Genomic DNA, 23,803 nt, shown 5'->3' on the forward strand with positions numbered 1-23,803 from the left:
AAGAAGGGCGTCGTCGGCGTCGCCGCCGGGGCGGGCGTGCTGTTCGCCGCCGGGTTCGCCGAGGCGGTCGAGCAGGACAAGAGCAACGCGAAGTTGGGCGCGCAGCTCGGGCTCACCGAGAAGGAGTCGGCGCGCGCCGGGAAGATCGCGGGCTCGGTCTACTCCAAGGGGTACGGCGAGTCGATCGACCAGGTAAACGACTCGCTCAAGGCGCTCGCGCAGAACGGCGTCGCCTCGATCAACGCCCCGAAGAAGGAAATCGCCGGGCTCAGCAAGGCGGCGCTGAACCTCGCCGAGACGTTCGACGCCGATGTCGGCGAGTCGACAAAGGCGGTCGGGCAGCTCATCCGGACCGGGCTCGTCAAGGACGGTAAAGCCGGATTCGATCTGCTCACGGCCGGGTTCCAGTCAGGCGCCGATAAGGCCGGCGACCTGATCGACACGGTCAACGAGTACTCGACGCAATGGCGCAAGGCTGGTCTGTCGGGCTCGACCGCGATCGGTCTGATCAATCAGGGGTTGCAGGCGGGTGCCCGCGACGGCGACCTCGTCGCCGACAGCATCAAAGAGTTCTCGATCCGGGCGGTCGACGGCAGCAAGACGTCGGCGGCCGGGTTCAAGATGCTCGGGCTCAACGCCGACGACATGGCGGCGAAGTTCGCCAAGGGTGGCAAGTCCGCGAACGGCGTGCTCGACCTCACCCTCGACCGGCTGCGCGGGATCAAGGATCCGGTTCTGCAGTCGCAGGCGGCGGTCGCGCTCTTCGGAACGCAGAGCGAGGATCTCGGGCAGGCGTTGTTCGCGCTCGACCCGAGCAAGGCGGCCGACGGGCTCGGCAAGGTCGGCGGCGCGGCCGACAAGATGGGCAAGACCCTGCACAACACCGCCGCGAATCAGATCGAGGTGTTCAAGCGGCAGGCGCTGCAGGGGCTCGCCAACTTCGCGGACAAGTACGCGCTGCCCGCGCTCAAGACGTTCGGGCAGTTCCTGAACACGTACGTGCTGCCGCCCGCACAGAAGGTCGGCGGCGCCCTCGTGAGCGTCCTCGTGCCCGCCGCGAAGGGTGTCGGCGACGCGTTCGCCGGCGGCGTGCAGTGGGTCAAGGAATACGGCGCGTGGCTCATCCCGCTCGGCGTCGCGATCGGCGGCGTCGCCGTCGTGGCCGGCGCCTCGACGATCGCCACGTGGGGCATGACTGCCGCGTTCTCGATCTATCGCGGCGTGATCCTCGCGGTGACCGCGGTCACCCGCGGGTGGGCCGTGGCGCAGGGCATCTTGAACGCGGTCATGTCGGCGAACCCCGTCGGTCTGATCGTCGTCGGGATCCTGGCACTCGTCGCCGCCGCGATCGTCGCGTACAACAAGGTGACTTGGTTCCGGACCGCGGTACAGGCGGCGTGGGCCGGGATAAAAGCCGGCTGGGATCTGCTGTGGAACGGGGCACTCAAGCCAGGGTTCGAGTACCTCAAGATCGGACTGCAGGCGATCGGCACGGCCGCGGTGTGGCTGTGGTCGACGGTCCTGTCGCCGGTTTTCTCGGCGATCGCGACCGCGGGCAAGGTGCTGTTCACCGTCCTCGCCGTCATCGTGATTGCGCCGCTCGTGATCGCGTTCAAGGCGCTCGGCGCGATCGCCGGGTGGCTGTGGAACAACGCGATCGGCCCGGCGTTCCGAGGGATCGTCGCGCTCGCCTCGTGGTGGTGGGCCGGCGTCAAGGTCTATTTCGGGTTCGTCAAGGCCGGTCTGTCCGCCCTCGGCGCCGCCGCCTCGTGGCTGTGGAACAAGGCGATCGCGCCGGCGTTCCGCGGGATCGTGACGCTCGCCTCGTGGTGGTGGAGCGGCGTCAAGGTCTATTTCGAGTACGTCAAGACAGGACTGCGCGCGGTCGGTTCGGTCGGCACGTGGCTGTGGAAGAACGCGATCAAGCCGGCGTTCGAGGGGATCAGTTCGGTCGCCTCGTGGCTGTATAACAACGCGCTCAAGCCGCAGTTCGACAGGATCAAGAGCGCCGTACGGCTGGTCGGCGACGCGTTCGGCAAGGCTAAGGACGCGATCGGCACGGCGTTCGGCAAGATCAAGTCGCTCACGAAAACACCCGTCAACTTTGTAATTGAATGGGTGTATACGAAGGGCATTAAAGCGGTCTGGGATAAGGTCGCCGGTTTTGTCGGTCTCGGCAAGCTGCCGGCCGCTCCGAAGCTGCTCGCCGAGGGCGGCCGCACTCACGGCGGCGTTCCCGGTAGGGACTCGATCCCGGCGCTGATGATGGCCGACGAGTTCGTCGTCAAGCGGTCGTCCGCCCGCAAGATCGGGTTCGGCGCCCTGAACTACATCAACCAAACCGGCGAGCTGCCGGTACAGAAGTTCGCCGGCGGCGGCGTCGTCGACACGCTCAAGGGTTGGGGCGGGTCGGCGGTCGACTGGACGGTCGACAAGGCGAAGAAGGTCGGCGGCGTCGTGATGGACGGCGTCGACTTCCTGTCGAACCCCGGCAAGCTGTGGGAGAAGGCAACCAAGTTCATCCGCGACAAGATCGCGAAGATCGGGCAGAGCAGGGTCGCGCAGATGATCGGCAAGGTGCCGATCAAGATGCTGTCGAGCCTGAAAGACAAGGTCGTCAACGCCGCGACGAGCATGTTCGGCGGCTCGTCGGGAGACATCGGCGGCTCGGGCGTCAAGCGCTGGTCGTCGGTCGTGCTGCAGGCGCTCAAGCTCGTCGGGCAACCGTCGAGCCTGCTCGGGATCACCCTGCGCCGGATGAACCAAGAGAGCGGCGGTAACCCGCGCGCGATCAACAATTGGGACATCAATGCCAAGAACGGCGTGCCCTCGAAGGGTCTGATGCAGGTCATCGACCCGACGTTCAACGCGTACGCCGGGAAGCTGCGCGGCCGCGGCGTGTGGGATCCGCTCGCCAACGTGTACGCCTCGATGCGGTACGCGCTGTCGAGGTACGGCTCGCTCGCCTCGGCGTACAACCGTGCAGGCGGGTACGCAGGCGGCGGTCGGCCCCGGCCGGGCGAGGTCGCATGGGTCGGCGAGAACGGGCCCGAGCTGCTGCAGTTCGGCGGCGGGCAGACCGTGCTCGATCACGACTCGTCGATCGGCGCGGTCGGCGCCGCGATGGTGCGGACCATGGCCCGGAGCCTGCAGCAGCCGGTACCGGCCGCCGCGGCGGTACGGGCGGCGCTGCCGTCCGGCGGCGGGCAGCCGACCGTCGACGCGGGCCACACGTACAACATCTATCCGCGCACGCTCGACATGACCGTGCGCGATCTGGAGCTGCTGCAGCGGCGACAGGATGCGCTCGCTCGGGTGGGGAGGCCACGGTAAATGCCGCTGATCACCGCACCGGTAGTCACCCCGCCCGATACGGGCGGGGGCGGCAGTACGCCGGTCCCCCTGCCCGAGATCGGGTTCGCGACAGCCACGTACACCGACCCGACTGGCAAGGTATGGCCGCTGAACGACGAGGCGGCCGGATGGTTCACGCTCGCCGACGGCGTGTCCGGGCTCGGCGCGACGCCGTACGAATTGACCACCGACGCGCACCCGCGGGGCGGCGCACGGCTGCGGTACGCCAGTGCGCAGCCGAGGGCGATCGTGTGGCCGCTGTACGTCTACGGCGAGACGCACGTCGAGTTCATCGGTCGATGGCGGGCGCTCGCAACCGCGTTCACGCGCACCCTGCGCGAAGGGCCGGACGGCACGCGCACGCCCGGATGGTTGGAGATCGCCCGGCCGGACGGCACGCGGCGGCGGATCGCGGTCTACTACCGCGAGGGGTTCGAGGGTCGCGGCTCGAAGGGGTCCGGGATCGTCTCGGACGCCGCAGCGATCTCGCTGTGGTGTGAAGACCCGTACTGGGTCGACCCGGTCGAGGTCGCCGTGCACCGGGAAACCGGCAGCCTGAGTTCGTTCTTCACGCCATACCCGACGATCTCGTCGTCGCAGGTGCTCGGCGCGACCGAGGTCACGAACCCCGGCGACGTGATCGTGTGGCCGAAGTGGACCGTCACCGGTCCCGCGAGCCTGATCACGTTCACGCACGAGGGCACCGGCGAGTCGTTCTCGGTCGACCCGACGGCGGTCGGGCACGGCAACCTACTCGCCGGCCAGCAAGTCACGATCTCCACGGACCCGCCGACCGTGCGCTACCAGGACGGTTCGAACTGGGTCGGCGCGCTCGACTGGCCGAGCGCCGTTCTGTGGGGGCTCGCCCCCGGCAAGAACCCGGTCACGTTCCTGTTGAACGGCTCGGGCCCCGGCAGCGCCGTCGATCTGCGGTTCAACCCGAGGTACGAGACAGCCTGAACCGAAGGGAGCGGCGGAACCGGTGGCCGTGCAACTGCTCATCACCGACAAGAACCTCGACGTGCAGGGCGACCCGCTCGACGGCTGGACGAACCTCGACGCGACGAAGAAGTTCAACGAGCCCGGCTCGGGCAGCGTCGACTTGCCCGCGCGGCCGGACGTCATGGCGCAACTGCAGCCCGGCAACCGGCTCGTGCTCATCCGGGACGGCGCGGTGTGGATGGCCGGCCCGCTTGAGATCCCGGCCGATTTCTCGTGGTCGGTCACCGAGTCGCCAGGATCGGGGCGGGTCACTGTCAGTTTCTCCGATGACCTCGCCATCGTGGCCGGTTACATCACGTGGCCAACCCCGGCGAACGCGTGGACGGCGCAGCTCGCGAACACGTACCGGCAGATCGCCAGTACGAACGCCGAGACGATCATTCGGGCCCTGGTCAATGAGAACTGCGGGCCGGGCGCCCGCGCCGAGCGGCGCATCGCGAACTTCGCGCTCGACAGCGTCGCCGGCGTGGGCACCTCGACGACCGTCAAGACGCGGTTCGAGGCGCTGCTCGACACCTGCAGGCGCATCGCCGTCGACGGCGGCGCGATCGGGTTTCGCACGCGGCAGTCGGCGACGCAGATTCTGTTCGGCTGCTATCAGCCGCGCGATCTGACGGCGACGGCGCGGTTCAGTATCGGTCTGGGCAACCTGCGCTCGATCCAAGTGAAGCAGTCCGCGCCGGACGTCACGCACGCGCTGATCGCCGGTACAGAACCGGAGACCGGCACGACGGGGCGCGTGTACGTACAGGCCGCCGACGCTGCGGCGGCTGCGTCCTGGTGGCGCGTAGAGAAGTACGTCGACGGCTCGGCGGAGAACGACACGAACGGCGAACTGACGCAGGCCGGTAAGGAAGAGATCGCCGGCGGCGCCGCCCCGGTCGAACTCGCCACGGTCACCGTTGACACCGAGGATCTCAAGGCCGGCCGCGACTTCGATCTCGGCGACAGGGTCACCGTCGCTCTTCCGTACGGCGTCGAGATCGCGAACCTTGTGCGCTCCATCCACCTGCAGGCGACCCCCAACTCGGGCGAGTACGTCACGACGCTTATCGGCTCGCCGGAAGCGACGACCGATCCCGCGATGGTCAAAGCCCTGCGCACGCTCGGCCGCCGACTCGGCCGGCTCGAAACCCGATAAGGAGGCTTCCGCGTGGCTCAAGACTCATGGCCGAGTCCGGCCCACAACGACAGGGCGGTCACTGACACCGAGTACGAGAAGATCGCCGCCCGATTCAGCGGCGACGGCGTGTACGGCGAACCCGGCGACGCCGCCGTCGTGACCCCCGGTACCGGCCTGTCTGTGAACCTGCGCGCCAACGTCTACGCCTCGGTGCGCGGGCACGCGTGGACGTCCGGCACGTCAACGCTGAACCTGCCGGTCACCGCGAACAGCAGCGGATCGACGAGAGTCGACCGGGTCGTGCTGCGGCTGGACCGGTCCGACTGGACCGTGCGCGCCGTCGTCAAGGCGGGCGCCCCCGGCGGCGGCGCCCCCGCCCTCACGCAGAACACGGGCGACACGGGCCTGTACGAGGTGCCACTCGCGAACGTCAACCTCGTGTCCGGGGCGAACTCGGTCACTGTCGCCCGCAACGAGCTGTACGTCGGTGTCCGCATCCGGCCGTGCACCTCGACGACCCGCAACCCGAACCCGGCGCCCGGCGAGATGTGTTTCGAGACGAACACCGGGCGCGTGCGGGTGTGGACCGGCGACTCTTGGGCCGGCTTGTTCGACGACTCGGGCGTGATCGGCGTCAATTCCCCGCTGTCCGCGTGGACCATCGGCACCGAGAGCGTGCTGCAGAAGCGCAACGGCAACGTGCACTTGCGCCTCGGCAGCTTCCAGCGCGCGGCCGGCACCCTCGCGGGCGGCGACGAGTCCCGACTGCCCGTGCTGATCCCGGCCGCCTACCGGCACCCCAACCGCGACCAGTACGCCATTTGCTACACGACCGGCGTCGAGATCAGCCGACTGACCATCTACTCGGCTGCCACGGACCGCCCCGGTCAAGTGTGGCTGTCGCAGCATCCAAGCATCGCGAAGGGTGAATACGTGCTCCCCGGATCCGGCATTAGTTGGGTGGTGGACTGATCATGGCTCGCCACGAGTTCGGCGCAGGCATCGGCGACTTTGTCGTGCGCCCGTCCGACGGTCTGTGGGGTGTCGCCGCCGGCTCGGTCGTCACCTTCTACGACCAGTCGACCGGCGGCACGCCGTACGCCGATCTGCTCGACGCAGGCAGCACGCCGATCACGACGGTCACGACCGACGAGTACGGGTTCCTGCCTCGGTTCTTCGGGCCCGACGGCGTCGAGGGCATGTGGGCCGACGCAGGCGGCAGCTCGCGCGCGTGGATCGAGGCGCACAACGTCGGCACCGCCGAGGCGGCGGCCGGCTCGGTCCGGGACTGGCTGAACGTCCGCGACTTCGGCGCGATCGGCGACAACGCCGCGGACGACACCGCCGCGATTCAGGCAGCGCTCGCCGCGGCGCCGATGGGCGGCATCGTGTACCTGCCGGCCGGCGCCTACCGGACGAGTGAGCCGCTCACGATCCCGCCCGCGGTCACCCTGCAGGGCACGCACACGAACCTCATGACTGTGCCCGGTCTGACCGACCCGCCGTGCTACATCAAGCCCCTGCCGTCGTTCGAGGGCAACGCAGTGATCTCGCTCGTCGACGCCGCGACGGGCGGGTATTCGACGATCAGCGCCGAGCACCGGATCTTGAACTTGATGATCGACGGATCGGGCGTGGTGGCACCGGGCCTCGACGGCATCCGGGCCGCGGGCAACATCCAGAACGTGGGGTTGCGTGACGTCACCGTTCGGCGGGTCTCCGGCGCCGGCGTGCACACCGAGTACAACGCCGGGTTCCATCCGTACAGTTGGCGCTGTCACCGGGTCATGATCGACAACTGCGGGTGGCACGGGTTCGCCATGCAGGTGATGACCGACCTCACCTTGATCGACTGTCAGGCGATCGGCAACGGGGCGAACGGGTTCGAGATCGACAACGCGGCGAACTCGCACGCGATCGGCTGTCGCGCCGAGTGGAACGTGAGCAACGGCTATCACCTGACCGGCGATTGGGCGACCGGCACCGGCTCGGGCGGGATGCTGCTGTCGGGCTGCTCGACGGACCGCAACGGACAGAACGGGGTGTTGGTCGACGCGGTCGGGAACCCGCCGCTGCAGATCGAGAACCTGTTGACTCGCCGCGACGGCCGCAACAACGGCGCAGGCGGCGGCGGGTACGCCGGGCTCAAGGTCGACGGCGCCGAGGTGCCCGTGATCGTCGGCATGATCACGTGTTACCCCGGAGTCGACGACGACGGTACGCAGGCAGCCTCACCGCAGTACGGGGTGCGCGTCGAGGATTCGGCGTACGTGTCCGTCGCGTCCGGGTTCCTGCACGCGAACACGACGGGATGGTCGGACGGCGGCGGGAACGGCACGCTGCGCCGCGGGCTCAACATCGCCGAGCGGACCGGCCCGACGGCGACGCCGGTCGACGCGTTCGCCGGCCCGACCGACGTCGCCGGGAACCTGAACGTCGGCGGGTACCTCGCTGCGTCGTCCGGGCAGTCCGGCGGACAGTGGAACATCTGGGACGGTACCGCGAAGGCGTTGAACCTCGGCTCGGCCGGCGGCGGCGTGGCGATCAAGGAGGGCGCGAACGCCCGCATGAACGTCGCCACGCTCGCCGCAGGCGCGGTCACCGTGGCGAACACCTCGATCACCGCGAACACCCGCGTCCTGCCGTTCCGGCAGGCGGCAGGCGGCGCCCTCGGGCACCTGTCGGTCACGAAGAACCCCGGCGTCGGTTTCACGATCACGTCGAGCAGCAACACCGAAACGTCCGTCGTGGCGTGGGTGCTGTTCGAGCCCGCGTAACCCGACGCCGCCGCACCTCACGCTCGCCCCTCGCCGACACGGCAGGGGCTCTTTTCATGCCCGGAAAGGGGCTCACCCATGGGTGACACAGAAAGGCCGATCCCCGAGCGGCTCGGCGACCAGGACGAACAGGCGCTGCACCTCGTGCGCACCGGGAACGGGCCGACCGTCGACGACGAGGCCGCGCTGCTCGCGCAGGTGCACGGCGCCCCGGACATGGCCGGGTTCTACACCGGGCCCGAGACCGGCGTCGACGAGGCAGCCGACGAGCCGGCCGAGGACGTCGCCGACCAGGACGCGCCCACCGACGGCGACACCGCGAAGGGGGGCGCGTCCGCATGAGCGTTGACAGCATGATCAAGGCGGTCGAGCGGTGGATCGGCACCCGCGAGCCGAACGCGATACAGACGTGGTACCGCGAGCGCAACGGCTCGGCGTACGCCTACAACTTCCCATGGTGCAACGCCACGATCACCCGCGCCGCCGTCGAGGCGGGCGAGTACGAGTCGGTGTGCTTCGGCACCGACTACGCGTACACCGTGGCGCACGCCGCCCGCTTCAAGGCGGCCGGTCAGTGGCACGCCGGTACGAAGGGGATCAAGCGCGGTGACATCGTGTTCTTCGACTGGTCGGGCACGAACGAGATCGGGAAGATCGATCACGTCGGCATCGTGACCTCGGTGTCGGGCAGCCTCGTCTACACGATCGAGGGCAACACCGCGAACATCTGCGCCCGCCGCGTGCGCACCGAGGCGGACATCGCCGGGTACGGCCGGCCCAAGTACAAGGCGGCGCCCGCGAACGCGAGCGGCAGCTCGGGCTCGAAGCGCCCGCAGGTGTCCCTCGCGAAGCTGGTCAAGGCGTTCAAGGCGGACCCGCCGAGGGCAGGAACACCGGTCTCGTACGCGCTCGTCGAGGTCGTCGAGGATGCCCTCGTTGCCGAGAGGCTGCTCGCGAAGCAGTACGCCGACGGGCACGCCGGCACAGCCACGCACAGCGCGTACGCGCTGCTGCAGCACCGATACGGCTACAGCGGCAAGGACGCCGACGGCATCCCCGGCGTGACGTCGCTCAAGCGGCTCGGCAAGGCGCACGGGTTCGACGTCGTCGCCTGAACATCCCCGGACGGCGGGAACCGCCGACCACTCACCCACCACTGAAAGGGGGCCGGCATGTCTACCGGCCTGTTCGTCTCGTTCATGAGAACCGCCGTGCCGTACCTCGTCGGGCTGCTGCTCGCCCTGGTCGCACGCGCCGGGTTCGACATCGACTCGACGACCGTCACGGCCGCCGTGACCGTCGCGGCCGGCATCGCGTACTACCTCGTGTTCAGGCTGCTCGAACTGCTCGGCGAGCGGCTGTCGGGCACGTTCCTGCAGAACCTCGCGGGTGTGTTCCTCGGGTGGGCGCGGCCGCCGGCCTATCCCAAGTTCGAGGCGCTCGAACCGGTCGACGGCGCGCGGTACCTCGGCGGCGACTCGACGAGCGGGTGACACCGGCCTTACGGCCCCGGTCACACCCCACTGCACAACCCGGAGGTAGCGCGTGGACGCTGCGACGCTCAGCGCGGTCGGCGTGATCGTCGTCGGGCTCGCGGCGGCCGCCGCTGCACTGATCGGACACCGCGGGGCGAACGCTGCCTCGCAGTCCGGCGCCGTGCTCGGCGGGTACTCGACGCTCGTCGACAACCTGCAGGAAGAGCGAGACAAGCTCGCGCGGCAGATCTCCGAGAACGATGTGAAGCTCGCCGCGGCGTACGCCGAACTCGCCAGTGAGCGCGCCGACAAAGCAGCGCTGCAGGGGCAGATCACGGCGCTCACGAGCGAGAACAGACAGCTACGCGACCGGATCGTCGAGCTTGGAGGGCAACCCACGTGACGCGACGTCATGCTCAGCCGATCCTCGCGCAGCGTTGGCGGTCGCTCGCGGTCGCCGCCGTACTGCTCGTGCTGTCGGGTGCGGTTGTCCTCGTGTGGCTCCGCATCGACGCCGAGTCGTCCGCCCGTAGGGAGGCGATCGCCGAGGCGAACCTGCGCGGCGACGCGGTGACGACGCTCGCCGGCGACGTGCGGGTGCTGCGCGAGCAGATCAAGGCCGAGGGAAAGACGCCAGCCGCGCCGGACCCGGCTCGGGCGGTCGAGGATCTACCGCGGCGGGCCGAGGTGCCGGTACCGATCCCCGGTCCGGCCGGTCCTCGCGGACCGCAGGGCGAGCCCGGCAAGGCCGCGCCCACGATCACCCCGGCGCCCGGAGCAACCGGACCGCAGGGCGATCCCGGCGACACGGTCACCGGTCCGCAGGGGCCGGTCGGTCCTACTGGACCCGCCGGCCCACCCGGTCCCGACGGACCGGCCGGGCAAGACGGGCAGAACGGCGAGGACGGCGAGGACGGAACCGACGGACGCGACGGGCAGACGTGCCCGGACGGGTACAGCCTGCAGGCGCCGTCATGGGATCCCGACGCCCTCGTCTGCAGACGCGACGGCGCCCCGCAGCCGAGCGACCCGTCGCCGAGCCCGTCGTCGACGCTGCTCGGGCTGCCTGCCGAGCGCCGCCGCACCGCATGACAGCACTGCGCCCCTGTCTGGCCTAACGGCCGGGCAGGGGCGCTTTTGTGCGTTTGTCGGCCCCCGCCGCGGTGCACGGCGAGGGCCGGGTGAGTGCTCCCCGAAGGGGCGATTCCCAGTATGACCCAAGCGCATCAACCCGTCACGGTCGTACGCTGGTTGGCGAGTGCTCTACGCCCAGCAAGGGGAATCCATGATCAATCCATCTGTCATGACGACCGGGGAGCGGATCAGGTACTACCGCCTCAAGGTCGGCAAGCCGCAGTCCGCCCTCGCCGGTCTCGTCGGTCGGTCCGAGGATTGGCTCAGCAAGGTCGAGCGGAACATCATCCGTATCGACTCCCTGTCCATGCTCATCCGGATCGCCCGCGAGCTGAACCTCGACAACGTCGCCGACCTCGTCGGATCGGCGATCGACCTAAGCCTCGTCGGCGGACCCGAGCACCCCTCGGTGCCCGCGATCCGGCGCGCGCTGAACACCCCGCCGTCGCACCTCGGGCTCGGGCTGCCCGGCGACCCGTACACCGCGCCGCAGCTCGCCGAGCGAGTCGTCGAGGCGTGGGGCATCTACGAGACCGAGACCGAGCGGTACGCGCCCGTCGGCGGCATGCTGCCCGGACTGCTCGCCGAGGCGTACGCCACGCTGCGCGCCACGAGCGGCGAGGCCGAACTCGACGCGACCCGCGCGCTCGTCTCGCTGCTGCACCTGCACCAAGTGTTCTTGCGGCGCGTCGGCGAGCGCAAGCTGTCGCTGCGCGCCGCCGACCGGGCGATGCAGATCGCCGACAGCACGGGCGACCCCGCCCTAATCGCCGCCTCGGCATGGAACGTCTGCGGCATCCTCACGTCGAGCGGCGAGGTCGCCGACTCGCTCGACCTCGCGCGCACGACGATCGAGCACTGCCGGCCGGGCGACGACGCCACCCCCGAGCACCTGTCGGCGTACGGCGCGCTGCACCTCGCCGCGGTCATCGCCGCCATTCGGGACAGCAAGGCGCCGACGGCATGGGATCTGCTGTCGCAGGCGAGCACTGTCGCGCGGCGGCTCGGTGTCGACCGGAACGACTTTCACACCTCGTTCGGCCCGACCAACGTCGCCATGCACGGCGTGCACCTCGCCGCCGAGGAAGGCGACGCGGCCGAGGCGCTGCGCCTCGCCGACGACGTCGAGGTGCCCGAGCCCGGCGGCGTGCTGCCGCTCGAACGGACGACGCGGTACCTCGTCGAGGTCATGCACTCGCACCGGCTGACCGGCGACGACTTCGGCACGCTCTACATGCTCAAACAGATCATGGAAGCGTCGCCGGAAGAGATCAGGTACTTTCCGCTCGTGCGCGAGGCTGTGCAGGCGCTCTTGAAGCGGCCGCGCCCGCAGATGCGCGGCGACGTGCACCGCATCGCCGAGCACGTCGGCGTGCTCGCGTAGCTCGAACGGGCGCTCGGCCGCCCGGAGTTGATGCACCCGGAACACAAGGCGACCCGGAATTTTCTTCCGGGTCGCCTCGTCATTTCCCTTCTACGGTCCGTGTCATGACGACGACTCAGCGAGTTCGGCGAGGGAGTGTCGGCGTGACCGCGAACCCCTCGCAGGGAGTACGCATCGACCGCATCGGATCGTTACGGCGTACGTCGGCCGGACGTATCGCGATCCCGCTCACCGTGGGCAAGGACGGCGACCGAGTCGGCGAGGGCGACCTCGTGCTGACGAACGCCGACGCCGAAATGCTGCACGCCGAACTCGGGCGACTGCTCGTCGAGTCGATTCCCCCGACTACTCCCGAGCGGAGCGAGTGACGTGATGACGAATGACGCGCTGCCGCAGAGCGCACCGACAGGACGCACCACACAGGACCACATCCGCCGAGCGAACCTCGCCGAGGCGGCCGGCGGGTTCGACGGATTCGTGTCCGTAGACTGGATCAGGGACAGCGGCGCGAGCGTGTCGCGGACCCTCGCAAAGTGGGATCAGGGGCAGCTCGCCGAACTGCCCGCGGGCAAGGCATGGGACGTCGTCCGCATGGACCGGTCGCACGGGTGGCGTACGGTCACGGCGCTGCGCACTGCGGGCGTCGACGTCGGGCCCGTGCTGCACACCGAGGCGTACGTCGAGGTGCTCGTGCCGCTCGGCTCGGTCGCCGCGTGGGACCAGGACGGCGCGACCGTCGTCGCCGAGGGCGAGCTGCTGACCGTACCGCCGCCCGCCGTTGTCGCCCCGCACACGCTGAACGCCCGCTCGTGGATCGTGCCGCCGGGCACGACGCTCACGGACGGCATGGCGCTGTACGAGGCGTACGCGTCCGCGAGCGCGAGCATGGCCATGGACGGCACACGATGACCGCCGAGGCCGCGGTCGCCGAGGCTGTGCCCCTCTCGACGCTCATGTCGGTCAACGTGCGCACGTGGCTCGAACAGACCGCCGCCGGCGAGCCGATCCCCTGCCTGATGCTGAACTACTCGGCGCCGCAGTTCGACGACGTCGACCCGGCTGCCGTCGAGGCCAGCATGCGGCAGGTGGCGCAGTCGCTCGGCGCCGTCCCGACCGGCGAGCCGGTACCCGACATCGGCGTGCGGCTGACCCTGCGCGGCGGCGTGGCGCTGCTGTGGTTCCCTGGGACCGGCTACGCGCTCAAGGTGCAGCACCCCAGATGGGTGCGCGGGCTCGAACAGAGCGGCGCCGCGCTGCTCGCGGTCGGGATCGACGAGCTGTCGCAAGTCGCCACGGTCGCCGAGGTCGACGAGTACCGGAATCACGCCCGCGAGGCCGGCCGCCTGTTCTTCGCTCTCGCCCGCGTGGGTCGCGCCGTCGGGGGTGCCTCGTGAAGGCGGCGCCGGCCCGGCCGGACGTCGTCCCGTTCATCGCGGCATGGAGCGGCGAGCAGCGGCACACGCGCAGGGTTGTGTACTCGGGGCGGGGCGGTATCGCGTTCGTCGACGAGGCGCCCGAGGACCGCGACCAATTCGGCGTGCTGTGGAACGGCCGCGCCCTCGCGCAGGGCGCCGGCCGCCCGCGGTACGGCGAGGTTCACCCGGAGCGACAGCGCGTGGCGATGCAGTACCTCATGTGTCAGGTGTGCGGGCGGCCGGCTGATCGCGACCGGAACGGCGGCGTGCTGTTTGTGGTCGAGGACAACCGGGGCGATTGGAACGGGTGGCCCGAGAACCTGATGACGACGCACCCGCCGCTGTGCCTGCCGTGCGCGGGCAAGGCGGTCGAGCAGTGCCCGCACCTCGTCGACAGCAGCGTCGCCCTACGCGTCCGCAACAGCGAGGTGTGCGCGGTGTACGGGCGCATCTGGTCGTCGTCGGCGTTCGGGCACCCGGTGCGCACCGCGAATAAGGAAGTCGTCGCCTACGGCACGGCGGCCGCACGGTGGGTACTCGCCGGGCAGCTCGTGCGCTCCCTGCACGGCTGCACGCGCGTCGACCTGCAGCGCGAACTCGCGCGCTCCCGATGACAGGGTCGCCCGGCGGTCGACGCTCCCCCGACGTCCCGCCGGGCGATCCGCTCAACATTCGAACCGAGGTTCGAATTTTGCGCTGTGTTTGGCATATGCAACGATCAGGGGATCACCCTCACGCACCGGTTAGCCATGGTTAACCGGTGCCCCCATGCGGGTGCGGTAGGTCCCTCACGCGCGAGGCCCGTTCCGTCCAAAGCACGGAGCCGCACCCTGACCGCCCCGGACGCCCGTACAGTGGCGACCGGGGCGGGCTACGTTCAGCCGCTCGGATCGCGTCAAAGTCCAAAGAATCTCAGGCCAAGCGCCTTTCTTTAGTGTGGTCTGAGGCGACCTGCATAAACGCAGGTGAGCACATCGCTAAACCTCGCACACCTTCTAAGCGCTTGGCCGCAGGTTCGAGTCCTGCCGGGGGCGCATTTGCCCGCATCACCATGAGGCCCTCCGTCCCGGAGGGCCTTTTCGCCGTCAGGGGCACGCTAACGAGCGCACCGTAGTGGCGACGTCAAGGAAACCTGTCAGTCCCCTCCCGTACGTCGGCGACGGCCCGCCCTCCGCTCCGTACGTCAGCGCGGCCCCGCGCTCCGCTCCGCGCATTCGGCCAGTACCGGAAGGGCCTTCTCCAGGCTGCCGTGTCCGTCGGCGAACGGGAGGCGCAGATGGTGGCGGAAGCCGTCGACCGCGGAGAAGGCCGGGCCGGGGACGATGAGGACACCCGCGCGGCGGGCGAGTTGGGCGGTGGCCTCGGCGTCCGCGCCCGGGATCTCCACCCAGAGGGCGGAACCGCCCGCCGGGCGTTCCCAGCGCCAGCCGGGGGCGTGGGCGAGGAGCAGGCGTTCGGTCTCCGCGAGTCGGTCGCGCAGCTGGGAGCGGCGGTGGGCGCGGGCCTCGGGCAGCTGCCGGAGCAGGCGCACGGCGAGCATCTGGTCCACCACCGGGCAGGACAGGTCGACGGACTTCTTGATGTCCGCCAGCCGGTGGACGACGGTGGCGGAGGCACGGATCCAGCCCACCCGCAGGCCGCCCCAGAACAGCTTGGACAGGGTGCCGATCGTCGCCGTGGCGTCGGCCGGCAGCCGCGGGGCGAGGGAGACGGGGGCGTCGTCGTGGCGCAGGGTCAGTTCCGCGTACGCGTTGTCCTCCACCGTGTACACCCCGTGTTCGGCCAGCGCCGCCGCCCAGCGCAGCCGGGTGTGCTCGTCCATCCCCCGGCCCGTGGGGTTGTGCACGGACGGCTGCAGATAGACCAGGCGCGGCCGGACACGGCCGGCCAGCCGGGCCAGCGCCGCCGGGCCGTCGCCGTGCGGGGACGCGGCCGGGAGCGGGACGAGGCGGGCGCCCCGGGACCGCAGCGCCTCCAGCGCCCCGCGGTACGTCGGGTCCTCGACGACCACCGTGTCCCCGGGCTCGACCAGCCCCTGGGTGATCAGCCAGACGGCCTGCTGGGACCCGGCGGTGACCAGGATCTGGTCCGGGGAGGTGGGCAGGCCGGCGGCGCGGTGGTACCCGGCGATCGCCTCCCGCAGCTCCGGCAGCCCGTACGGAAGGTAGCCGTCACCGGCCAGCGCGGGGCCGAGGTCCTGGGCGGACAGGGCGCCGACCGCCGCCGCGACCGCGGGCAGGCCGTCCAGCGCCCCGCTGGACAGGTCGATGCCGCTGTCCCTGGTCCCGAAACTGGCCAGGCGCCCTTCGGTCGCCGGTTCGCCCACCGCCCCCGACGCCCGTAGCCGCGACCCGCTGCCGTGCCGGCTCTCCAGCCGGCCCTCGGCCTCCAGCATCCCGTAGGCGGCCGTCACCGTACTGCGGCTGACGCCGATCGCCGCCGCCAGGGCGCGCTGCGAGGGCAGCACGGTACCGGGGGCGATGTCCCCGCGCTGCGCCAGTTCGCGCAGCGCGTCGGCCAGCAACCGCGGCAGCGCCCCCGTACCTCCTTTGGACCAACCGGTGAGCAGACGCGACAGGCGGGTGGGAGGAATCCGGTCCATACGCCCATCATCCCGCTCCTCAGGCCACTTGCCCTCAAGTGGTGTGTGCCGCCCACGGGTGCCGCGCGCAGGATCGAGGGACCGTTCGTTCGAAGGAGAAAGAACATGGCGACCGTCGTGCTGGTCGGGACCCTGGACACCAAGGGGACGGAGTACGCGTGGCTCGCGACGCGGCTGCGGGCGTCCGGATGCGATGTGGTGACCGTCGATGCCGGGGTGATGCCGCTGCCGGACGGGACCCCCGCCGGTGATGTCGAAGCCGCCGCCGTCGCCCGCCGCGCCGGGCACGACCTGGCGGCGCTGCGGGCCGCCGGGGACCGCGGCGCGGCGGTGTCGGCCATGGCCGAAGGGGTCGAGCTGGTCGTCGGCGATCTGCACCGGGAGGGCCGGCTGCACGCGGTGCTGGCGGTGGCCGGCAGCGGTGGCTCGTTCATCGCCGCGCGGGCCATGCGGGCGCTGCCCGTCGGTGTGCCGAAGCTGCTGGTGTCGACCATGGCCGGCGGGGATGTGTCCCCGTACGTGGGCAGCAGCGACATCACCATGATGTACAGCGTGGTCGATGTGGCGGGCATCAACTCCGTGTCGTCCCTGATCCTGGGGAACGCGGTGGCCGCCGCCGCCGGGATGGCCGCCCACCACGAGCGGAGCCTGACCCGTCCGCGTGCCGAGGGCCGCGCGCTGATCGGGGCCAGCATGTTCGGGGTCACCACACCGGCCGTCGATGCCGCCCGACGCCGGCTGGACGAACTCGGTTACGAGGTCCTGGTCTTCCATGCCACCGGTGCGGGCGGGCAGGCCCTGGAGAAGCTCGCCGCGGGCGGCTTCCTGGCCGGGGTCCTGGATCTGACCACCACCGAACTCGCGGACGAACTGGTCGGCGGGGTGCTGAGCGCCGGGCCCGGCCGGCTCACCGCCGCGGGCCGGGCCGGGATTCCCCAGGTGGTGGCCCCGGGAGCGTTGGACATGGTCAACTTCGGGGCCCGGGAGACGGTCCCTGAGCGCTTCGCCGGGCGCCGTCTGCTCGTGCACAACCCGACGGTCACCCTGATGCGCACCACGGCCGACGAGATGGCGCTGCTCGGCACCTCCATCGGGCACAAGCTGGCCGCGGCGGACGGACCCGCCGCGGTCCTCTGGCCGCTGGGCGGCGTCTCCGCCGTGGACGCGCCCGGCGGGCCCTTCCACGACCCCGCCGCCGACGAGGCCGCGCTGACCTCCCTGCGGTCGGCGCTGGAGGGCAGCACCGTCGAACTCCACGAGATCGACGCCCATCTGAACGACCCGGCCTTCGCCGTTGCCGCCGCCGACCACCTCCACCGGCTGATCACCACCGTCGACCGCCCGGCCGCGGACGCCTGAGACCGCGAGCGCGCCGCGCACACCGCGCACATCGCGCACATCGCGGAAGACGCCCAAGACACCCAGAAACCGCAGACACCGCAGACACCGAACAGGAGCCCCCTCGTGGACCGCAAGCAAGCCCTGAGCCGTCTGACCGCCCAGGTCAGCGCCAAGAAGCCCGTCATCGGCGCAGGCGCCGGGACCGGCCTGACCGCCAAGTGCGCGGAGGCCGGCGGTGTCGACCTGCTGATCATCTACAACTCCGGCCGCTACCGGATGGCCGGTCGCGGCTCCCTGGCGGGTCTCCTGCCCTACGGCGACGCCAACGCCATCGTGCTGGAGATGGCCGGGGAGGTGCTTCCCGTCGTACGGGAGGTGCCGGTGCTCGCCGGGGTGTGCGGCACCGACCCCTTCCGGATCATGGGCAACTTCCTCGACCAGTTGAAGGCCGTCGGCTTCACCGGCGTACAGAACTTCCCCACGGTCGGGCTGTACGACGGCACGTTCCGGGAGAACCTGGAGGAGACGGGCATGGGCTTCGGCCTGGAGATCGACATGATCCGCCAGGCCCATGAGCGGGAACTGCTGACCGCCCCCTACGTCTTCGACCCCGACCAGGCCGCCGCCATGGCCGCGGCCGGCGCGGATGTGCTCGTACCCCACGTCGGGCTCACCACCAAGGGCGCCATCGGGGCCACCACCGCCCTCACGCTCGACCAGGCGGCCACGGCCGTGCAGGAGATGCACGACGCCGCCAAGCGCGTCAATCCGGACATCATCGTGCTCTGCCACGGCGGGCCGATCGCCGAACCCGAGGACGCCCGCTACGTCCTGGAGCACACATCGGGCATCGCCGGTTTCTTCGGCGCCTCGTCCATGGAGCGCCTCCCCACCGAACGCGCGGTCACCGAACAGGCGCGCGCCTTCAAGTCCCTCCCGATCGGCTGAGCGCCTCAAGGCTGCTCTCCGTTCCCACCCGAAGCCCGGCCGCCCCACAGGGGGGCAGCCGGGCTTTCCGCTGCCCGGCCAGGGCCGCTCCGGAATTTCCGCCCGCTCCCCTTTCCCGAGGTCGAACCACACCGCGGGGAGCGACCCGGAAATTCATCAGTACCCACGGTAGCGAATTCCCCCTCCATAACTGCCGGCATTTCCGGTTCAGTTGTACCGGCGGTAATCTCCGAAGCCCCCCGTTGGACAGCACCGACATCAAAGACCAGGTCAAGAACTCCCGTACCGCAACGTCGAATTCCGGACCCCGTACGGCCACTTTTCCGCCCCGTCGCCGACACGCCATCACCTCTTCGCAACGATGGGGTTGACACCGGAAGTTGGTCTAGTCCAACTTAGTGGAGCACAGGTTCGGCGGGGCGACGGCCGCTGTCCGGGCCTCTGCCGTACGAGCAAACCAGCAGGCCAGCAGTGTGAGTTGGCCACGCCTGCCGACGAAGACGTCGACGAAGCGTGTCCGTTTCCCGTACCGCGGCCTGTGCTGGGCACCAAGCACAGGAGGGGGAAGAACCGGTCCGTCCTCACGACGTACCACTCCCGCACCGCACCGCAGCACCACCACATGGCTCTCGTCCTCGGACGGCGAATTTCCCCGTCCCGCCCACCGGGACGGTCCGAGGAAGAGGACCCGCCGGACAGCATTCCGGCCCGACAGCTGAACCCACCCGCAGCGAGTGAATCAACGGCAGCCGGCCGTGAGTTCACTGCGCCCTGAAGCGGTCACGGGAAGCCGTTCCCACTGAAGCCGTATCTCCCACTCAGCCCGTTCTCCGCATAGCCGTCTTCCCACCTGTGGGAGCGGTTCTCCGCGCCGATTCCAGCGATGCCACGCGCCGTCGGCGCGAGCCGCCGGAGACCGGCGGGTCCGCTCATCCACAGCACTTCCGAGTCCTGGAGTGATTGCATGCCGACGCCCGACCCCTATCTGCATCGAGCCGCATCGGACATCCCGTACTTCAGTACGGACACCGAGACGTATCTCGCCCGTACCCCGCTGCGGGAGCTCCGCAAGTCCCGGGAGCTCCGCGTTCTGTCGGAGGAGGACTTCGCCTTCTGGCAGACGTACGGATACGTCGTCGTGGAGCAGGCCATTCCCGCCGCCGCGGCGAAGCGACTGCTGGACTTCACCTGGGACTTCCAGGGGCTCGACCCGGACCGGCCGGAGACCTGGTACTCCGACCGGGAGTTCCGTTCGGATCTGGACCGGGAGCTGCACATCTACGGATTCGTCGAGGCCTACCACCACCAGCTGATCTGGGACAGCCGCCAGAACCAGCGCGTGTACGACGCGTTCGTCGACGTCTGGGACTGCGAAGAGCTGTGGGTGACCCTGGACCGGCTCAATCTCAACCCGCCGAACATCAAGGACCGTGACCGTGCGCACATCGCGCCGACGGACAAGGGGTTCGACATCGAACTCCACTGGGACGTCGACACCACGCTCGGTGTGCTGCCGCAGCGGGTCCAGGGAATCATCGCGCTGAAGGACACCCAGCCGGACGAGGGCGGATTCCAGTGCTCGCCCGAGCTGTTCCGCCGGTTCGACCAGTGGAAGGCCGTGCAGCCGGAGGACCGGGACCCCATCAGGCCGGATGCCGACCGGGCGGAGTTTCCCGTGGTCCGGCCCGCGCTCAAGGCCGGCGACCTGCTGATCTGGAACGGCCTGCTCGCGCACGGGGTGGCCCGCAACACCTCGGAGCGGGGGGTGCGGGCGGTTCAGTACCTCTCCATGATGCCCGCCCTGGAGTCGGACGAGGAGCTGACCCGGTCCCGGGTCGACTCCTGGCGCCACCTCAGCACGCCGGACTGGAACAAGACGCTGGTCGGGGACGCGACGAAGCACGAATCCCTCAGGTACGACACCGCCACCCTGAACGATCTCGGCGCGAGACTCCTGGGGCTCGAATCCTGGCACGGGACGAAATCCGGAGCGGATTCCGGAGCGGATTCCGGAGCGGATTCCGGAGCGGATTCCGGAGCGGATTCCGGAGCCGAAGCCGAAGCCGAAGCCACGGCCGCCGTGGCCGAGGTCATCGCCGAAGCCGAGCGGTCGACGGGAGAGCCGACGTGCGTAAAGTCTGCCTGACCCTTCCCACCAACAGGCCGTGCTCACCGACGATTTCGGCGGTCGGCGCCGAAGCCGCGCACGCGGCCGAGCACTTCGACGTCGAGGTGCATCTGCTGATCCTCGACTCCTCCGACGAGCACACACTCGCCGAACACGCCGAGGCCGTCGCCGCTCTGCCCGGCACGCCGAACGTGGTCGTGCACCATCTCGGCGAATCCGAACAGCGGGACTTCCTGCGGCGCGTGATCGAGCGCGCCGAGGTCACCAAGCCCCACCGGCTCCTCGATCTGATGCTTCCGGCCGAAGTCTCCTACGGCGCCTGCACCAATCGCGCGTTCCTGATCGCCGCCGCGCTCGGCTGCGAGTCGATTCACCGCAGGGATTCCGACAGCAGCTATCAGGTCCTGAACGGCGAGCCGGTATTTCCCATTCACCACGAGATCCTGTCCCTCGGCCTGCGTGCGGGCGACGCGGTCGCCGGGGTCTCCGAGGCCGAGCTGGAGCCGTCGCAGGCCCACCGGACGGTATCCATGGTGGGCAGTTCCTTCGTGGGTGAACTGTCCGTGGACATCAGCGAGATCCAGCAGCTCGACCGCGACGTCTATCACGACGTCGTCAGCCTGTGGGCGCCTGCCCGGTGGTCGGACGAGGAGAAGCGGCACCTGGTCGACGAGTCCTTCCGGGGCGCCGGCACGGAGGAGTTCGTCCGGGACCACTCGACCCTGACCACGGTCGATCCCATGCGGGTGGACATGTGCAACATCAGTTTCCACCACGAGGTGTACGAGCGGATGCCGCTGCCGCCCGCCACCAACACCATCGGCAGCGACTACTTCCTCATGCATGTGGTCCACGACGCCCGGCTGCCCGGCGTCCTCCACAACCGCAACATCGTGAATTTCTACACCGCCGAGCGCAGGACCGATTCCGGTTTCCTGGCCTACCAGTTGCGGTTCACGAAGTTCTTTCTGTCGATGCTCTACTTCAATGTCATCTACGACCGGATGGCGGCGGCCGGAGATTCCCTGCTCGACGACCGGGACCATCTCCGCGTGGCCACGATCACCGAATTCATCAGGGACAGCACCCGGTCGGCCAGGGACGAGAACGTGGAGCGGCTGCACAGCCTCGACCGTTCCTACCGGAAGCTCGGCGGCAGATACGCGGAGTTCGCGGACGTCCTGGCCCTGCACGGTCCGCGTCTGCTCGACGAGGCCCAGGCCGATATCGACGACTTCGCCCTGCTGACCGAGACATGGCAGCCACTGATACGCGCGAGCCGGTCCATCGGCCTCGACCGGACGGTCCGGTAGACGGGCCATGGGCAATTTACTCATGCACGCGACCACCGGGATAGCGACGACCCCCCGGATGCGCGCCGCACTGGCCGCCGCCACCGATGACCAGATCATCTTCGATCTCGCCGGGATCGAGGGACAATATGACGCGCTGATACGGGAGTTGCCCGGCATCTCCGTCCGCTTCGCCATGAAGGCCTGCCCCGTGGACGAGGTGCTGGCGGCCCTGGCGGGCAGGGGATCCGGCTTCGACGCGGCAAGTCCGGAAGAGATCGCACAGGCGATCGGAACCGGTGTACCGCTCGACACCATTCATTACGGCAACACCATCAAGTCCGACCACAACATCGCCGACGCCTACCGGCTCGGCATCCGGGACTTCGCGACGGACAGCCTGGAGGACGTGACGGCGATCGGCGTCCACGCGCCGGGCGCCCGGGTGTTCTGCAGGCTCGCCACCAGCGGGGACGGGGCCCTGTGGGGCCTCAGCAAGAAGTTCGGCTGCTCGGGCGCGGACGCGGTACGGGTGATGGAGAAGGCGCGGGACACCGGTCTGACCCCGGCGGGCCTGTCCGTACACGTCGGTTCGCAGCAGATGACGACCGAAGCCTGGCAGAGCGCCTTCGAAAGCCTCGCCGACGTGCTCACGGCACTGAACCGGCGGGGAATCCTTCCGGACCACATCAATCTCGGCGGCGGCCTTCCCGCACTCGGCTACCGGGACATGCGAGGAATTCCTCTCGATCCGCCGCTGGACAAGATATTCGCCGTGATCCGGGAGGGCATGGAGCACCTCCGGGCCGTGTCGGAATCCGCCCTGGAATTCGTCATGGAGCCGGGACGGCATCTGGTGGCCGATCACGGAGCCATCCGGGCTCATGTGTCCCGGATGTCCACGCGGCAGCAGCTGGACGGTGAACGGCAGCACTGGCTGTATCTGAGCTGCGGAAAGTTCAACGGGCTCTACGAGATGGACGCGTTGCAGTACAGGCTGGTGTTCCCGTCCCACGACGGAGCGGAACACGTGCCCGCTGTCATCGCGGGCCCCACGTGCGACAGCGACGACGCCTACGTACAGACGGACAGTCCCGTTCGTGTGCCCGAAGAGCTCGCGTCGGGCGATCCGGTCTGGATTCTCTCCTGCGGCGCCTATGCGACCAGCTATATGACGCGGGGTTTCAACGGGTTCCGCCCGCTCCCGTACTCCTGGGCGTCCAGCGGGCGCCCCGGCCGGAAGGGTCCCCATTAGATGATCCACGACATGCGCGTACGGCATATCGCCGACAGCGACTGGGACGGCATCGTCGCCCTGGAATCCCGTGCCTACACCGACAGTTCGCTGTCCGAGGGTCGTGCGGCACTGGAGTCCCGGGCACAGGCCTCGCCGGCCACCTGCTTCGTGCTGGACCACGGCGGGCGGATCACCGGATATGTACTGGCCCTGCCCTATCCGAGATTCCAGTATCCGGAACTGACACGCGGCGAGGAAGTCGTCTTCCACTCGCGCAACCTGCATCTGCACGACATCGTCATCGACAAGGAATTCCGTGGCCGGGGGCTGGCGAGGAGACTGCTCCACCACCTCACGGTGACGGCCGGAGCGAGGACGTACGAACATATCTCGCTGATTTCCGTCGGGGACAACGAGACCTTCTGGGCGGCCAACGGATTTCTCGCCCACCCCCATATTCCGCTGCCCCGGAGCTACGGCGCCACCGCCGTATACATGTCCAGGGCGGTTCAGGTCGGCCGAGCCGGGAGTTCGGCGTCCTTCCCTGATCCCTTTCCCGGGTCTCCGCCGCACGACGAAGTAGGTTGATTC

Annotated in this window: 22 protein-coding genes; 21 read left to right on the forward strand and 1 reads right to left on the reverse strand. The window is 69.5% G+C overall.

Going from position 1 to position 23,803, the window contains the following annotated elements; genetic code table 11:
* The 15 genes from OHA98_RS32460 to OHA98_RS32530 form a co-directional block, all read left to right on the forward strand.
* A partial coding sequence (locus OHA98_RS32460; protein ID WP_266931031.1) for a phage tail tape measure protein occupies nucleotides 1-3,333 on the forward strand: 3,333 nt, incomplete at its 5' end.
* Complete coding sequence (locus OHA98_RS32465) at nucleotides 3,334-4,314, forward strand: phage tail protein (RefSeq protein WP_266931033.1); 981 nt, start codon at nucleotides 3,334-3,336, stop codon at nucleotides 4,312-4,314.
* 22 nt (nucleotides 4,315-4,336) lie between these two features.
* On the forward strand, nucleotides 4,337-5,497 hold the full coding sequence (locus OHA98_RS32470; RefSeq protein ID WP_266931035.1) for a siphovirus ReqiPepy6 Gp37-like family protein: 1,161 nt from the start codon (nucleotides 4,337-4,339) through the stop codon (nucleotides 5,495-5,497).
* A gap of 12 nt (nucleotides 5,498-5,509) precedes the next feature.
* Nucleotides 5,510-6,451 carry a hypothetical protein gene (locus OHA98_RS32475; protein ID WP_266931037.1) on the forward strand — a complete coding sequence of 314 codons (942 nt, stop codon included), beginning with the start codon at nucleotides 5,510-5,512 and terminating at the stop codon, nucleotides 6,449-6,451.
* Nucleotides 6,452-6,453: 2 nt separating this feature from the next.
* On the forward strand, nucleotides 6,454-8,256 hold the full coding sequence (locus OHA98_RS32480) for a right-handed parallel beta-helix repeat-containing protein (RefSeq protein WP_266931039.1): 1,803 nt from the start codon (nucleotides 6,454-6,456) through the stop codon (nucleotides 8,254-8,256).
* A 78-nt stretch (nucleotides 8,257-8,334) separates the two neighbouring features.
* Nucleotides 8,335-8,598, forward strand: coding sequence for a hypothetical protein (locus tag OHA98_RS32485; RefSeq protein ID WP_266931040.1), 264 nt, complete (start codon nucleotides 8,335-8,337; stop codon nucleotides 8,596-8,598).
* Nucleotides 8,595-9,371 (forward strand): CHAP domain-containing protein, encoded by a 777-nt coding sequence (locus OHA98_RS32490; RefSeq protein WP_266931042.1) that lies wholly within the window; start codon nucleotides 8,595-8,597, stop codon nucleotides 9,369-9,371. Before OHA98_RS32485 ends, OHA98_RS32490 begins: the two co-directional genes overlap by 4 nt.
* Before the next feature lie 57 nt (nucleotides 9,372-9,428).
* Nucleotides 9,429-9,749, forward strand: a complete 321-nt coding sequence (locus OHA98_RS32495) for a hypothetical protein (protein ID WP_266931044.1) — start codon at nucleotides 9,429-9,431, stop codon at nucleotides 9,747-9,749.
* Nucleotides 9,750-9,801: 52 nt separating this feature from the next.
* Nucleotides 9,802-10,134 carry a hypothetical protein gene (locus OHA98_RS32500; RefSeq protein WP_266931046.1) on the forward strand — a complete coding sequence of 111 codons (333 nt, stop codon included), beginning with the start codon at nucleotides 9,802-9,804 and terminating at the stop codon, nucleotides 10,132-10,134.
* On the forward strand, nucleotides 10,131-10,823 hold the full coding sequence (locus OHA98_RS32505; protein ID WP_266931048.1) for a collagen-like protein: 693 nt from the start codon (nucleotides 10,131-10,133) through the stop codon (nucleotides 10,821-10,823). Before OHA98_RS32500 ends, OHA98_RS32505 begins: the two co-directional genes overlap by 4 nt.
* A gap of 193 nt (nucleotides 10,824-11,016) precedes the next feature.
* Nucleotides 11,017-12,249, forward strand: a complete 1,233-nt coding sequence (locus OHA98_RS32510) for a helix-turn-helix domain-containing protein (RefSeq protein WP_266931049.1) — start codon at nucleotides 11,017-11,019, stop codon at nucleotides 12,247-12,249.
* Between the two features lie 143 nt (nucleotides 12,250-12,392).
* Nucleotides 12,393-12,617 (forward strand): hypothetical protein, encoded by a 225-nt coding sequence (locus OHA98_RS32515; RefSeq protein WP_266931051.1) that lies wholly within the window; start codon nucleotides 12,393-12,395, stop codon nucleotides 12,615-12,617.
* A 4-nt stretch (nucleotides 12,618-12,621) separates the two neighbouring features.
* Nucleotides 12,622-13,158, forward strand: a complete 537-nt coding sequence (locus tag OHA98_RS32520; RefSeq protein WP_266931053.1) for a hypothetical protein — start codon at nucleotides 12,622-12,624, stop codon at nucleotides 13,156-13,158.
* A complete protein-coding gene (locus tag OHA98_RS32525; RefSeq protein ID WP_266931054.1) occupies nucleotides 13,155-13,643 on the forward strand; it encodes a hypothetical protein in 489 nt (162 codons plus the stop codon). The genes OHA98_RS32520 and OHA98_RS32525 overlap by 4 nt, the downstream gene beginning before the upstream one ends.
* Nucleotides 13,640-14,278, forward strand: coding sequence for a hypothetical protein (locus OHA98_RS32530; RefSeq protein WP_266931055.1), 639 nt, complete (start codon nucleotides 13,640-13,642; stop codon nucleotides 14,276-14,278). Before OHA98_RS32525 ends, OHA98_RS32530 begins: the two co-directional genes overlap by 4 nt.
* Nucleotides 14,279-14,847: 569 nt before the next feature.
* On the opposite strand, the gene OHA98_RS32535 is transcribed toward OHA98_RS32530, so the two are convergent.
* Entirely contained in the window at nucleotides 14,848-16,266 is a 1,419-nt protein-coding gene (locus OHA98_RS32535) for a PLP-dependent aminotransferase family protein (protein WP_266931057.1), read from the reverse strand.
* A 105-nt stretch (nucleotides 16,267-16,371) separates the two neighbouring features.
* Between OHA98_RS32535 and OHA98_RS32540 the strand changes: the two genes are divergently transcribed.
* The 6 genes from OHA98_RS32540 (at nucleotide 16,372) to OHA98_RS32565 (ending at nucleotide 23,800) form a co-directional block, all read left to right on the forward strand.
* Nucleotides 16,372-17,625, forward strand: a complete 1,254-nt coding sequence (locus OHA98_RS32540) for a Tm-1-like ATP-binding domain-containing protein (RefSeq protein WP_266931058.1) — start codon at nucleotides 16,372-16,374, stop codon at nucleotides 17,623-17,625.
* A gap of 105 nt (nucleotides 17,626-17,730) precedes the next feature.
* Entirely contained in the window at nucleotides 17,731-18,555 is an 825-nt protein-coding gene (locus tag OHA98_RS32545) for a phosphoenolpyruvate hydrolase family protein (protein ID WP_266931060.1), read from the forward strand.
* A gap of 964 nt (nucleotides 18,556-19,519) precedes the next feature.
* Complete coding sequence (locus OHA98_RS32550; protein ID WP_266931061.1) at nucleotides 19,520-20,701, forward strand: phytanoyl-CoA dioxygenase family protein; 1,182 nt, start codon at nucleotides 19,520-19,522, stop codon at nucleotides 20,699-20,701.
* Nucleotides 20,683-21,996, forward strand: coding sequence for a DUF6271 family protein (locus OHA98_RS32555; RefSeq protein WP_266931062.1), 1,314 nt, complete (start codon nucleotides 20,683-20,685; stop codon nucleotides 21,994-21,996). The genes OHA98_RS32550 and OHA98_RS32555 overlap by 19 nt, the downstream gene beginning before the upstream one ends.
* Nucleotides 21,997-22,018: 22 nt before the next feature.
* Entirely contained in the window at nucleotides 22,019-23,230 is a 1,212-nt protein-coding gene (locus OHA98_RS32560; RefSeq protein WP_266931064.1) for a type III PLP-dependent enzyme, read from the forward strand.
* Nucleotides 23,231-23,242: 12 nt separating this feature from the next.
* A complete protein-coding gene (locus OHA98_RS32565; protein WP_266931066.1) occupies nucleotides 23,243-23,800 on the forward strand; it encodes a GNAT family N-acetyltransferase in 558 nt (185 codons plus the stop codon).
* Nucleotides 23,801-23,803: the final 3 nt, after the last annotated feature.

The organism is Streptomyces sp. NBC_00654 (assembly GCF_026341775.1).
Classification (GTDB): Bacteria; Actinomycetota; Actinomycetes; order Streptomycetales; family Streptomycetaceae; genus Streptomyces.